At 59.9% G+C, this 12,966-nt stretch carries 12 protein-coding genes; all 12 read right to left on the reverse strand.

Annotation, left to right across the window (positions count from 1 at the left end; genetic code table 11):
- Positions 1-16: 16 nt before the first annotated feature.
- Complete coding sequence (locus AB8A27_RS23235; RefSeq protein WP_441243942.1) at positions 17-1,546, reverse strand: complex I subunit 5 family protein; 1,530 nt, start codon at positions 1,544-1,546, stop codon at positions 17-19.
- Entirely contained in the window at positions 1,546-1,884 is a 339-nt protein-coding gene (locus tag AB8A27_RS23240) for an NADH-quinone oxidoreductase subunit K (RefSeq protein ID WP_441243943.1), read from the reverse strand. Before AB8A27_RS23240 ends, AB8A27_RS23235 begins: the two co-directional genes overlap by 1 nt.
- Positions 1,881-2,822: an MnhB domain-containing protein gene (locus AB8A27_RS23245; RefSeq protein WP_441243944.1), complete on the reverse strand. Its 942-nt coding sequence runs from the start codon at positions 2,820-2,822 to the stop codon at positions 1,881-1,883. Before AB8A27_RS23245 ends, AB8A27_RS23240 begins: the two co-directional genes overlap by 4 nt.
- Positions 2,819-3,112: a monovalent cation/H(+) antiporter subunit G gene (locus AB8A27_RS23250; protein ID WP_441243945.1), complete on the reverse strand. Its 294-nt coding sequence runs from the start codon at positions 3,110-3,112 to the stop codon at positions 2,819-2,821. The genes AB8A27_RS23245 and AB8A27_RS23250 overlap by 4 nt, the downstream gene beginning before the upstream one ends.
- A gap of 7 nt (positions 3,113-3,119) precedes the next feature.
- Positions 3,120-3,395: a monovalent cation/H+ antiporter complex subunit F gene (locus tag AB8A27_RS23255; RefSeq protein ID WP_441243946.1), complete on the reverse strand. Its 276-nt coding sequence runs from the start codon at positions 3,393-3,395 to the stop codon at positions 3,120-3,122.
- Positions 3,388-3,984: a Na+/H+ antiporter subunit E gene (locus AB8A27_RS23260; RefSeq protein WP_441243947.1), complete on the reverse strand. Its 597-nt coding sequence runs from the start codon at positions 3,982-3,984 to the stop codon at positions 3,388-3,390. Before AB8A27_RS23260 ends, AB8A27_RS23255 begins: the two co-directional genes overlap by 8 nt.
- A gap of 63 nt (positions 3,985-4,047) precedes the next feature.
- Positions 4,048-4,299: a hypothetical protein gene (locus AB8A27_RS23265; RefSeq protein ID WP_441243948.1), complete on the reverse strand. Its 252-nt coding sequence runs from the start codon at positions 4,297-4,299 to the stop codon at positions 4,048-4,050.
- A gap of 20 nt (positions 4,300-4,319) precedes the next feature.
- Positions 4,320-5,132: an outer membrane beta-barrel protein gene (locus AB8A27_RS23270; protein ID WP_441243949.1), complete on the reverse strand. Its 813-nt coding sequence runs from the start codon at positions 5,130-5,132 to the stop codon at positions 4,320-4,322.
- Between the two features lie 102 nt (positions 5,133-5,234).
- On the reverse strand, positions 5,235-6,488 hold the full coding sequence (gene arcA, locus AB8A27_RS23275) for an arginine deiminase (protein ID WP_441243950.1): 1,254 nt from the start codon (positions 6,486-6,488) through the stop codon (positions 5,235-5,237).
- Between the two features lie 20 nt (positions 6,489-6,508).
- Positions 6,509-7,939: a basic amino acid/polyamine antiporter gene (locus tag AB8A27_RS23280; protein ID WP_441243951.1), complete on the reverse strand. Its 1,431-nt coding sequence runs from the start codon at positions 7,937-7,939 to the stop codon at positions 6,509-6,511.
- Between the two features lie 369 nt (positions 7,940-8,308).
- Positions 8,309-11,374: an efflux RND transporter permease subunit gene (locus tag AB8A27_RS23285; RefSeq protein ID WP_441243952.1), complete on the reverse strand. Its 3,066-nt coding sequence runs from the start codon at positions 11,372-11,374 to the stop codon at positions 8,309-8,311.
- Positions 11,371-12,513, reverse strand: coding sequence for an efflux RND transporter periplasmic adaptor subunit (locus AB8A27_RS23290; RefSeq protein ID WP_441243953.1), 1,143 nt, complete (start codon positions 12,511-12,513; stop codon positions 11,371-11,373). Before AB8A27_RS23290 ends, AB8A27_RS23285 begins: the two co-directional genes overlap by 4 nt.
- Between the last annotated feature and the right edge of the window lie 453 nt (positions 12,514-12,966).

A 12,966-nucleotide genomic window follows, 5' to 3' on the forward strand; every position in this document is an offset into this window, starting at 1 on the left:
AAGGGATAGGCCTCCATCATCGCAACCCAGCCATCGGTGCCTCCGGACGACCAACTTGCAATACATCGATAGGACCGAGCGCCACGAGCCCCAGTAGTATCGAAAGAAGCGCCAGCCCCAGCGCCGCCACTTCCTGATACTTCGGCACCGTGGCCTGCAGTGTCAGCGGCGCGCTTGGCGGACCCGTCGCGCGCGATAGCACGATGTAGATATAGGCGCTCGTGAGCAGCCCTCCTGCGATGATCACGATTGCCCACCACCATTGCGCCGTCGCAATCGTCGCCTCCAGCAACAGCCACTTCGCCAGAAAGCCGCCCGTTGGTGGCAACCCGATCAGGCATAGGCCACCGAGACCAAAGGCGAACATCGTCATGGGAAGCGCGCGCGTGATCCCGCCGAGCTCCGAGATCCGGTCATGACCAAGCGCTGCATAGACAAGTCCGGCAGCCATGAACATGGCGGCTTTCGCGGTCGCGTGCGAAATGGTCTGAAGCATGCCTGCCGTCAGGGCATCGCCATAGCGGAGGGGCGACGGATCGGCACTGAAAGCGAGCGGAAACATCAGAAACAGATAGCCAATCTGCGCGACTGTCGAATAGGCGATCAGCAGCTTAAGCCGCTTCTGTCGGAGCGCGACAATGTTGCCGCAGATAATCGCTGACGCTCCCAGCACGCCTATGAGTTGACTGGCGGCCACACTCAAGAGCCCCGGCAGGGCATCGAACCAGAGCCGGACGATGAGAAAAAACGATCCCTTCACGACGACTGCCGACAGCACCGCACTGGCAGCCGCCGGTGCGCCGGCATGCGCCGGGGGAAGCCAGAGGTGCAGGGGAAAGAGCGCCGTCTTGGCGAACAGCCCCAGCGTCATCAGCGTGGCAGCAGCCAGCGTCGCCGGCTCAAGACGCACGCGCTGCGACATCAAAACGATGTCGAGGGTCCCATAGCTTCCGTAAAGCAAGGCCGTTCCGACCAGATAGAGGATCGAGCCCAGCAGCGCAAAGAGCAGATAGCGCAACGCGGCCTGCAAGGTCTCCACGCGGCCATCGAGGCAGACCAGCGGCACCGCAGCGAAGGTCAGCAGCTCAAGCGCAACGTATAATGTGAACAGATCGCCGCCGAGAAAGATCATGTTCATCGCGCCCGAGATCGCCATGAGCATGACCCAGAACACCAGAGGTGCGCGGGTTTCAACTGACGCTGCGCGACTGCCGAAATTCGCATGCGCGAACACGCCGATGAGGCAGATAACGATGGCCATTGCCACCATCATCGCGACTGAAAGTCCGTCGGCGCGCAGCGTGATTCCGAGTGGAGGCTGCCAACCGCCCACAATGTAAATCAGCGACTCTCCGCCCTGCCACACTTTCAGAAAGATGATGCATGCTACGACAAAGCCTCCGGGCAACAGAACCCCGGCAATTCTTTCGGCATACCGTCCGCCAAGGACAAACGACAGCAGGATGCCGACGACCGGCAATACGATGGCCAGAACAAGAAGCGCGCCGTCGGCAGTTGTCGCATCAAGCACGGTTATCGCCGGCATCAGGATTTGCCCTCGCCATCGACGGCGCTGGAACCGTCGGAGCTGATCGATGCCCGTCCGGTCTCATCCGCAAGACGCTGCACGAGCGCGATGGCCATGGCTGTTGCCGCGAAGGCGACGACAATCGCGGTGATCACCATCGCCTGGGGGACCGGGTCACCGCCGAGCCCAGCCGCTGCCGCCCGTCTGGCGATCATACCGAACAGCAGAAATACGCCGCTCCCAAGCAAATTGAATGCAAGGATCTTGCGTAGCGGTTCGGGATTCGTGATGAGCCCGTACAGTCCGATGCCCACCAGAGCAGCGCCACACAAGCCGAACAGCGTTGCCGCGTTCATTGCTGTTGCGCCCGTTCTGGCGGTCCCGCGGCCAGCATGGCAAGCGCGACAGCGATCGACAGCGTGAGAGCGGCTTCCACAGCGACAATCAGCGGTTTGGCGTAGCCTTCCGGATAAGCCAGAAAAGCGTCGGCGAATACCCATCCCGCCAAGCCGATGGCAAGGAACAGCACCGGCCCGGCGATGAGCAGACCACGCAACCAGAGCCGACTGATCGCAGGGGCCTTCTGTAATCCCGCGACAATGACAAGGAGCCACATCGCAGCCAGCACCGTGCCGCCCTGAAAGGCGCCACCCGGGTCCTTCGCGCCGACCCAGCACATATAGATTCCGAACACGATTCCCACCGGCGGCAAAAGCTGGGCCAGAAAGATCAGCGTGGGATCGGGCTTTGCGTAAACCTGCAGACCCGGTGCTCCACCCCAGGCGCGATCCGGCGCCAGCGACCAGACTCCGAGCAAGGCAAGCAGCACGACCACCTTTTCGAGCAGCGTGTCGAGCGCCCGGAACACGAACAACACGCCGGCGACGGGGTTGCCAAGACCACTCGGCGGCAGGTTTTCCATCACCACCGGTGCGAGCGTCGGAACGGCCGCGGGCGGATGGAGCACGACGATGGCAAGACCCGCCACGACCAGCGCGCACAATGCACCTGCAGCAAGGCGAACCGGATAACCAACCCTCACACGATCGACATCGCCCGAGCGGGGCCGCGCAACGGCGCCGAGCAGCAACAGGCCGGTCATTCCGCCGCCGATCGCCGCCTCTGTCAACGCCACATCGACAGCGTGGAGGCGAACCCATGCAATGGACAGCAGCAACCCATAGACAGCGAACATGACAACTGCGGCGAACGCCGTGCACACAAGGATCGTTGACGCGCCGATCGCCAGGATCAACGCAACGAGAGCGATATCGAAGACGGAAGCGATGCTCATCCATCTGCTCCGTGTTGACGTATCGCACCGGCGACCAGTTGTGTGACGACCGCTCCGGATAGCTGGACGAGCAGCCAGACGATCACCAATTTGACCGCAAGCAGCAGGCTGCTCGTCTGCGGCAGCAAGCCCAGAACGATCAAGCCAAGACCAAGATTATCAACCTTGGTCAGTGCGTGCAGACGCGTCAGCGTATCCGGGAAACGCAGCAGACCCACCGTACCCGCAAGGAAGAACAGCGCGCCTGCGGAGACCGCGCAAATGGTCCAGATATCCATGACAAGGCTCATGCGTCCCTCATTCCCCTCTGGCTTCGCGTGAAGCACCGGACGCGTTTCTGACGAATGCAACGGCTGCAAATGCCGCGAACAGCGCGAGCATTACGGCAACATCCACGATGGGTGGCGTCTCGCTCGCGACAGCGAGCAAAAGGAGGATGGCGACTCCTCCGGTGCCAAGCAGCTGGACGGCCATCAGGCGATCGACATCGGCTGGTCGCCGAAGAATGGCGAACAAACCCAGCGCCACGGTCAGCAGCACAAAGACCGAGGCCGCGAACAGCAGGCTAGGCATCGGCTTTTGCGCTTCCGAGCGCCCCCATGCACAGGGCTTCTTCCATCGACAATTGTTCGACGACCGGCTGCGTCACATCGAGACAATGAATGGCCAGATCGCCGTCACCAGACGTTCCGCACGGGAGCGTCCCCGGCATCAGGCTCATGATCGCGCAAAACATATTCCGCTTCGTGCCCGGCGGCAGCTGCGCTCGATAGGCGACGAAGCCCGGCTCCAATGGCAACCGTGGATGAAGCGCCCGCAGCGCAACGTCTGCTCCCGCGACAATGGACTGGAGGAGAAAGTGCAGGACGAATCCGGCAAACTTGATCGGGCGGAAGCTCCACTGGTCGGCAGGCAGCAGTTTGAGGCTTGCCCAGGTCGCTGCGGCAGCTGCAACCAGACCGGGGCCCATGTCGCCGGGATCACCGTGCGTCAATACCAGCCAGAAGCAGAAGAAACCGGTAGCGCGGATCGCAGCGCTGCCGATGACCTCCGACCACCTCGCCTCTCCCTTATTGCCGGTCTCGATAGCGCTCATGGAAGCCACCCGTTTCCGCAATATCTGGTCGCGATGAGTACCCCTGCATATCGAACGACCCTGCACGATACGCTCACGAAATGATCAGGCCCCTTTCAGCCATGGGGATCGCGAGGCAGGTCCATACAGCTAGCGACTGCCGTCCGTGCTCTGCTTTGATTTCTGCCTGGTCTTCGTATTGTAAACGGGCTGCTGGAGCTCTTCGACGACGATCGGGTGCTGCGGAATCTTCAGACGATCGACGCGAACGTCGTCCCGCAGGGCATCCCGGTCCAGCCGCCCGCCGCGCTCGACGGAGTCGCGTGGCTCCGCACTGGCGGCAAATGCCGTGCAGATGAAGAGAATTGTCGTGCCTGTCGTCGCCATCAATCGCCGCATCATCGCCTCTCGTATCCTGATTTCTAAAACGCGAAGTCCAGCCGTGGGCCGATCATCCAGTCCCTATAATGACGCAGCGCCACGTTCGAATTCCGCGCTTCATAGATCACGTTCGTGGTGAGCGATACGTTGCTGGCGATGTTGTATTTCAAGCCAAGAGAGGCCGAATAGATCTGATCCTCCCGGTCCCGGTTCAAGCCATCGGTGAACCAGAATGCCTCGAAAAATGGCGTACTAACGATGGACCATTTCGAATTCAGTTCGACCTCGATGCCGACCAGCGCATCGAAACGCCAGCGCCTGGCCTCGGCGAGATCGGAGAAGCGATAAGTGAGCTGGAGAAGCGGCGAGAGCGTGACATTGTCGAAGCTGAAATCGCGCGCGATGGCGCCCGTCACGTCGTGAGAGGTGAAGGCGAGATCGCGAAACACGCCATCGTAGTCATATCTGTTTTCGTAGGTGGCGCTTATTCTCCAGCCATACAGATTCTTCGTCAGCCGCGCTCCCAGACGCGCAATGGCAGCATTGGCATCATGCTCTCTGGAAAATGCTTCGAACTGGGCACGTGCAAAAATGCGGTAGGACAGGTCCGGCGCAAGCTTGCCGTCCAGCCGCAAGCTCACGTCAGGCTCATAGTAAAAGTCCCCGCGCCGGTCATCGCGCGAAAACAGGGCATTGGCCGTGTAGGTGGGCGACAGGGACCCAACCACGCTCCAGGTCGGGCTCATCGACGTATATTCGACCTTTCTGAGCTCGGTCAGGTCGATGTCAGCAGCTATTGCCCCGCTGGCATAAAGGAAGCTTGTTGCTGCCAGGACAATTCCCGATCCACGCATTGCACACTCCCCAGACAATTACTCTCCGTCGGTCGATGGTACTGACGTCGATGATGACAGTCCCATGATCTCGCTCCCCCGAGCGGAGAATGGCCGATAGTGCTAGTAGTCCACGGCATCCCGGATGATCGGACAAGTCATACAGTGACCGCCACCACGACCGCGACCGAGTTCCGCGCCGACGATCGTAATCACCTCGATGCCTTCCTTACGAAGCAGCGTGTTGGTGTAGGTGTTGCGATCATAAGCATAGACGACACCCGGTGATGCGCAAACGAGATTTGCGCCACTGTCCCATTGAGTCCGCTCTCTCTGATAGTCACTGCCACCGGCTTCGACCACGCGCAGTTTCTTGAGGCCCAGTGCTTCCTCGACGACGCCGACAAATGACTTCTTCTCCGCATGCAGTTCGACCCCGCTCGGATGATCGCTCGGGCGATAGGAATAGGTACGCGTCTGGTTCATGAAGTCGGGCGCGAGCAACACGCAGTCGCGGTCGGCGAATGTAAAAACAGTATCGAGATGCATGGCCGCACGGATCTTCGGCATCGCCGCAACGATGACGCGCTCCGCGGCCTTCTTTTTAAACAAGGTCGCGGCTAGCTGGCTGATCGCCTGACGAGAGGTGCGTTCGCTCATGCCAATCAGCACCACCCCCTTGCCGATGGGCATCACATCGCCGCCCTCCAGCGTGGCCAGGCCATGGTCCTCCGTCGGGTCGCCCCACCAGACATTGACGTTGCCGGCAAAATCGGGATGAAACTTGTAGATCGCTGTGGTGAGGATCGTTTCCTCATGTCGCGCAGGCCAGTACAGCGCGTTGAGGGTGACACCGCCATAGATCCAGCAGGTCGTGTCGCGCGTGTATAGCGTATTCGGCAGCGGCGGGAGGAGATACTCAGTCGCGCCCGCGGCCTCCTTCACCATCCTGAGTGCGGCGCCCCCATGTGCTTCGGGGAAGTCATGAGTCGACAGGCCACCGATCAGCGTTTCCGCGAGCTTTCGGTTATCCAGCCCGGACAAGTAGCTTTTGAGCTCGTCGATGAAGCCAAGGCCGACCTGGTTCGGCACGACCTGATTATCGAGGATCCAGGCCTTGCCCTCCGGGACTGCCAGCGTCTCGGCGAGCAGGTTATGCATCTCGACGACATCGACGCCGCGGTCCCGCATTTTGGTGACGAAATCGAAGTGGTCGCGCTTCGCATTATCGACCCAGAGCACATCGTCAAACAGCAACTGATCGCAGTTGGACGGGGTCAGGCGTGTATGGGCAAGGCCCGGGGAACAGACCAGAACCTTGCGCAGCTGGCCAACTTCGGAGTGCACACCAAACGGGACTTTCTTTGCGCTGGCCATCGTGAACTCCCATCGATTTCCTAGATGCTGATATAGCCGGTGGCGAGGCCATGGATGCCGACAATGCATCCGACAACAGCGACGCCGAACAGGACCCATTCTGCCGGAGTGAAGAGCTGCTGTTTGAGCTCCCTCCGTGTGATGAAATACAGGATTGTTCCGGGCGCGTAGATGATGAAGCCGAGCAGCAGAAATTTCATGCCGCCGGCGAACAGCAGGAAGATCGTGTAGGCTGTCGCCAGAACAGCGATGATCGTGTCCTTGCGGAGATCGCTCGGATCAGTCTCGTAAGTCTCCTTGCGGTAGACCAGCATCAGCGCGAACGCTGCCGAGAGGAAATAAGGTATCAGCGACAGGTGACTGCACAGCGAGAGAGCAAAGGTGAAGGCATCGTCGGAAAACAACGTGGCGATGAGCACGATCTGAACGAGCAACGTGCTCATCAGGAGCGCCATTGACGGAACCTGGTTTGCGTTCTCGCGCGCGAGGAAGGACGGCATGTCCCGCCTCTTCGCCGCAACCGACAGCACTTCGGCGGCCATCAGGGTCCAGGCAAGATAGGCCCCGAGCACCGAGACAATCACGCCGAAGCCGATGAAAACGGCGCCCCAATGACCAACGGCCGCTTCGAGCACGCCACCAACGGAAGGCTGACGCAGTTGCGCCAGTTCTTCGCGGGGGAGGATGCCATATGCAAGAATGGACACGGACGCGAACAAGGCCAACACGGCCAGAAATCCCGTCACAGTCGCAATACCGACGTCCTCGCGCCGCTGTGCGTAGCGGGAGTAGTTGCTGGCGCCTTCGATGCCAAGAAACACGAAGACCGTGACCAGCATCGTCGCCTTGATCTGCGCGAAGAGATTTCCGTAGTCCCCGCTTGCGCCGCCCCAGAGGTTGCCGGCGAACACATCGGGCTTGAGGAAGAAGATCGCCAGGACGACGAACAACAGCAGCGGAATGACTTTGGCGATCGTCACGATCTTATTGATCGCCGCCGCCTCCTTGACGCCGCGCAGCACAAGGAAATGGAATGCCCAGACACCTACTGACGATATTACGATGGCAGTGACCGTGTTGCCCTGACCGAGCGCGGGGAACAGCGCCCCGAGCGTCGACTTGATCAGAATCCAGTAGGATACGTTGCCGACGCAGGCGCTGGCCCAGTAGCCGAAGGCGGAGAAGAAGCCGACATAGGGCCCGAACCCCTCCCGCGCATAGGCGTAGACGCCCGCATCGAGATCCGGCTTGCGGTTGGCCAGCGTCTGAAACACAAATCCCAGCATCAGCATGCCGGCACCGGCGACGGCCCACGCGATCAGCGCTCCATAGACGCCCGTGGCCTGAGCAAAATTACGCGGTATCGAAAACACGCCGGCGCCGACCATCCCGCCGACCACCATGGCCGTGAGCGTCCACAGCGGCAGTTTCTGGTCGCCGGCATTGCTCATGGCCGAAGCACTCCCCAAAGCACGCCCAAGGGCAGATGCGGGCGATCACCTGGGACCGGGGCCCGCAAGACGCGACGGCAAGATTGAGGAAAGTGACGGGATTGACGAAAGATTGGCCGCGACGAACCTGCGCGCCGAATGTTTTGCACAGCCTCATAAGGCGGGCACGGGAGCCTCGCCGCTGCGCGCAAGGCGCGGGCAGACGCAAACGACATCAGGTCCTGCACCATGCGCCCCTTTCCAACACCAACTAATGAAAAGGAGAGCACATTCGGGATGCACCACGATATCGGGTGATGCCCTAGGCCGAAGACGGGAGTTTCCCTAGGTGCCGAAGCGGGCGCCGGCGCTGAATAGCGCGCGATCTGACTATGCTTGCGTCGATGGGAGTGGGTCCGGCGCCCTTTCTTTGCCCCTGAACCATGCCACATACAATGTCGGCAGGAAGATCAGGGTGAGAAGCGTCGCAACCAATAACCCACCCATGATCGCAAAGGCCATCGGCCCCCAAAACACCGTTGGAGCGATCGGTATCATGCCGAGCACGGTCGACACGGCCGTCAGCATGATCGGGCGGAAACGTGAGCTCGAGGCATCCAGCGCCGCGTCCCACACGCTTTTCCCTGCATTGCGTTCGGCATCGATCTGACCGATCAGGATCACCGCATTTTTTGTGATCATGCCGATCAGTGCGAGAATTCCCAGGATCGCAACGAAGCCGAGCGGCCTGCCTGACAGCAGAAGGGCGGCGACCACGCCGATGAGCCCAAGCGGCGCCACGCTCAGGACCAGAAACAACCGCTGAAAGCTCTGGAGCTGGACCATGAGAACCGTAAACATGATCAGCAGCATTGCCGGCACAACGGCGATGACCGACGCCTGCGATTTCTGACTTTCTTCAACCGTGCCCCCAACCACGATGCGGTAGGATGCCGGAATGGTCTTCGCCAGGGCGGCAATGGCCGGCTTCAGCGAACTGACGACGGATTCCGGAATTGCACCCGCGGTGATATCCGTCTGCACCGTCAGGGTCGGGACACGGTCGCGCCGCCAGATCAGGGGATATTCCTGCTCGTATTCGAAGCTTGCAAACTGGCTGAGCGAAACCGTCTGCCCGCTCGGCAGCGGGACTTGCAAATTTCGCAAATTGGCCAGCGAGACGCGCTGCTCATCGATCGCGCGCGCAACGATATCGACCAAATAAATATCATCACGAACCTGGGTGACCGTCGTACCCGAGATGACTGTGTTCAGCACGCCTGCCAAAGCTTGAGAACTCAGACCCAGCAACCGCGCCTTGTCCTGATTGATTCGAATGCGTACCTGCCTTGCCGGCTCGATCCAGTCGAAATTGACGCCATTCGTCTTGGGATTGGCCGCGATGACCTGGGCAAGCTTGAACGCAATTTCACGCACCATGCCGATGTCAGGACCACTGACACGATACTGGACGGGCCAGCCGACCGGTGGCCCAAGCTCGAGGGGCGAGACCCGTGTAATCGCACTGGGAAAATCATTCGCCAGCAGTGTCACCAGCTTTGCGCGGATACGGTCACGCGCCGCGACATCCTTTGCGACAACCACCGCCTGGGTAAAGAAATCATTTGGCAGTTGAACATTGAGCGGAAGGTAGAACCGGATGGCGCCGCGGCCCACATAGGTGCTCCAGCGCGCAACGTCCGGATCGCCCTGCAGGGCGGCATCGAATTTCTGTGCGGCTGTCCTGCTGGCATGAATGGATGCGCTCTGCGGCAGGGTGATATCGACAATCAATTCCGGACGATCGGACGATGGGAAGAATTGCTGAGGGATGAACGGGAGAAGAAGAAACGAGCCGACGAAAAGCACCAGCGAGAGCGCGATGGTCAGCCATTTCGCCCGCATGGCGAATAGCAGAAAGCCGCGATACCACCTGAAAATTCTGCCGGGAGCGTCCGCCTTGCGTTCCTTCGGCGGCTTGAGGATGACAACGCCCATCAGCGGAGCAAAGATTACGGCAACAAACCACGAGACGATCAGTGCGATACTGACGACGGCAAAGAGGGAGAACGTGTATTCTCCCGCAGAACTCGCCGCAAAGCCGACGGGCACGAAGCCCGCAATGGTCACCAACGTTCCTGCCAGCATGGCGAAGGCGTAGGTGCGAAAGGCAAAACTGGCGGCCTGAACCTTGTCGTCGCCTTCGGCCAGGCGATTCAGGGTGGCATCCGTGGTGGTCATGGCATCATCGACGAGGAGCGCGAGGGCGATGATGAGTGCGCCGAGCGATATGCGCTGCATGTCGATTCCCGCGAGCTTCATGATCGGGAAGACGATGGCCAATGTCAGTGGGATCGAAAGCGCAATGATCAGGCCCGGGCGCACACCGAGGCTGATAAAACTCACCACGAGAATGATGGCAATTGCCTGCAGCAGCGACGTCATGAATTCCGAAATCGCGCTCTCGACCGTGACAGCCTGGTCGGCAATGAGTTTCGGTTCGATACCAATCGGAAGATCCGCCGTGATCGCAGTCATCGCCCGCTTCAGATTCTTGCCGAGCGCGAGAATGTCTCCGCCGTCACGCATCGAGATGGCCAGGCCAATGGCGGGCTCGCCGTTGACGCGAAACAGAGGCTGCGGCGGATCGGCATAACCGCGCGTAATCCGGGCGATATCGCTCAGGCGGATCATGCGCCCACCGGCGACGAAATTGATGTCAGCGACATCCTGCTCGGACTGGAATGCGCCTGACACCCGCAGCGATAACGTCTCGTCGCCGGTTTGAATCGTGCCGGCTGGCCTTATGATATTTTGAGTCTGGAGAGCGGACAGCAGTGCCGTGCGGTCGATGCCGAGGCTTGCCAGTTCCTTCATCGAGAATTCAACGAAGATCCGCTCATCCTGAGCCCCCAGCAACTCGATTTTCGATACGTCGGGGACAAGCAGAAGCTTCGAGCGAACATCCTCCACATAGTCGCGAAGCGCCCGGTGCGTGAAGCCGTCGCTCGTGAAGCCATAGATAATTCCGAACGTGTCGCCGAAATCATCGTCAAACCCGGGGCCGACCACTCCTGCCGGCAGCGTATGGCGCATGTCGCCAATGTTCTTGCGCACCTGATACCAGGTGTCGGCCACTTGCGCGGCGTTCGTGCTCCCCTGCAGGTTTACAAAGATTGTGGTGACGCCTGCCCGCGTAAAGCTGCGCAGGAAATCCAGATGAGGTGTTTCCTGCAGCTTGCGCTCGAGCCGCTCCGTCACCTGTTTGACGGTCTCCTCGACTGTCGCTCCGGGCCATGCCGCCTGAACGACCATCGTCTTTATGATGAATGACGGATCCTCGCTGCGACCGAGGCGGAAATAGGACAAGACACCGAAGATAACGGCAACAATCATGACGTAAATCACCAGGGAACGGTGTCTAAGTGCCCATTCCGAGAGATTGAAGCCGGTCATTGCTCTGACCCAAGCAGGCGTATTTTCTGGCCGGGGTGCAGTGCCTGCACACCCGCGGTCACGACGATCTCTCCCGTATCGAGTCCTTGCGATACGACGACCTGCGCTTGCTCGAAGCGCAACACGTCCACGTTTCGAATCGAAACCGTCCGGTTCGCGGGATCGACGATCCAGACTGCGGGCTGTTGATTGGCCCGCGTCAATGCCGATGCCGGAATCTCTATGATGGGGACGGCATCCATTTCCATGCGCCCCACGACGGTCGCGCCAAGCCGCATGGTCGACGGCGGATCCGTCAAGCCAACCTTGATTTCAAAGGTGCGCGTGACGGGATCGGCCTGGGCGCCGACCTCGCGGATACGGCCGTGAGCCATCACCCGGGGATCGTCCGTCAGGCTGACGGCTATTTGCGGATCGCTGGGTGCTGATCGAAAAAATTGAGCCGGTACGTCAAAAACCGCGTCGCGACCGTCTTTACGTGCCAGCCTGACAATCATTTGTCCGGCCTGGACGACTTCTCCAGCGCTAGGTCCGACAGCGGTGATGACGCCCGGTGCGTCCGCCTTCAGCTCGGTAAAGCCCACCAGATCATGTGCCGTCTTAAGCTGCGCCTCGGCGGCATCGACCTGCGATTGAGCGGTTTGTTGCGCCTGCGTTGCCTGGTCGTAATTGACGCGCGTGGTCCAGCCCTGTGCAAGCAGTGTCTGCTGACGATCAAAATGATTGCGCGCCTGGGTCAGTTGCCCCTGCGCCGCCGCGACTGCCGCTTGAGCCTGGCGCAACGTGTTCAACTCATTCTGGGATTCAAGCCGCGCGATGACCTGACCGGGCTGCACCCGGTCTCCGGTTCTGCCGTTGTTTTCGATGAGCCGGCCGGAGATGCGAAATGCCAGCGCCACCTCGTCTTCCGCTTCGATACGGCCGGTGAATGAAAGCGGCGCGCCCGCTACGCTCTTCGCAACAGTGACCGTACGCACAGGCCGCACGACAGGAGCAGTTTCACCGGTCTCCCTGCCGCACGCCGCCAGCAGAAACGCCGGCACAATTGTTAGAATAACTGTAATCGTCCGACATCGTGTCACTCGGCATATGTCAGCATCACTGGCATACGCAGGCATGAATGGACCCTCGATGATCATGTTTGCGCCGCCACATTCACCGGATCGCCATGCAGAAGCGGATAGCAGCTCCTACCTATACGATCGCTTGCTCGCCAATTTTTCCATGACTGAAAGTATTCTGGGGTTGCGGACATCTACCCGGTATCGGGAAAACTACTGATCGCACGAACGATTCTCTGATGCGCTGCCGGACACTCCCAAATCGCAACAAGATTCACGCGCCCAGTTGAAGGCGATCAGGTTTCTTGTGCAGAGCAAACGCGGCAATTAACTGAAATTACTTCCATTGTTACTTCGGATATTTTCAGCGTGAGAATAGTCAATCGCGACATCAACCAATCTGGCGACATCTCACTTGACGTCAATTCAATCAGAGGTACTTAGTAGGGAGGACTTCCCGCGAGAGAGCCATGGCATTTGACCTTAGTGGTTATCTGCTCATTGCTCGATCCAAGATGCATCGGACTACAT

Source organism: Tardiphaga sp. 768_D3_N2_1 (assembly GCF_052076105.1).
GTDB lineage: Bacteria > Pseudomonadota > Alphaproteobacteria > Rhizobiales > Xanthobacteraceae > Tardiphaga.

Coding starts and splice junctions, on each gene's coding strand:
- AB8A27_RS23250 (WP_441243945.1), bottom strand. CDS start 3,112: ATGAGCCTTGTCATGGATATCTGGACCATTTGCGCGGTCTCCGCAGGC.
- AB8A27_RS23240 (WP_441243943.1), bottom strand. CDS start 1,884: ATGAACGCGGCAACGCTGTTCGGCTTGTGTGGCGCTGCTCTGGTGGGC.
- arcA (WP_441243950.1), bottom strand. CDS start 6,488: ATGGCCAGCGCAAAGAAAGTCCCGTTTGGTGTGCACTCCGAAGTTGGC.
- AB8A27_RS23270 (WP_441243949.1), bottom strand. CDS start 5,132: ATGCGTGGATCGGGAATTGTCCTGGCAGCAACAAGCTTCCTTTATGCC.
- AB8A27_RS23235 (WP_441243942.1), bottom strand. CDS start 1,546: ATGCCGGCGATAACCGTGCTTGATGCGACAACTGCCGACGGCGCGCTT.
- AB8A27_RS23255 (WP_441243946.1), bottom strand. CDS start 3,395: ATGCCTAGCCTGCTGTTCGCGGCCTCGGTCTTTGTGCTGCTGACCGTG.
- AB8A27_RS23265 (WP_441243948.1), bottom strand. CDS start 4,299: ATGATGCGGCGATTGATGGCGACGACAGGCACGACAATTCTCTTCATC.
- AB8A27_RS23245 (WP_441243944.1), bottom strand. CDS start 2,822: ATGAGCATCGCTTCCGTCTTCGATATCGCTCTCGTTGCGTTGATCCTG.
- AB8A27_RS23285 (WP_441243952.1), bottom strand. CDS start 11,374: ATGACCGGCTTCAATCTCTCGGAATGGGCACTTAGACACCGTTCCCTG.
- AB8A27_RS23290 (WP_441243953.1), bottom strand. CDS start 12,513: ATGATCATCGAGGGTCCATTCATGCCTGCGTATGCCAGTGATGCTGAC.
- AB8A27_RS23280 (WP_441243951.1), bottom strand. CDS start 7,939: ATGAGCAATGCCGGCGACCAGAAACTGCCGCTGTGGACGCTCACGGCC.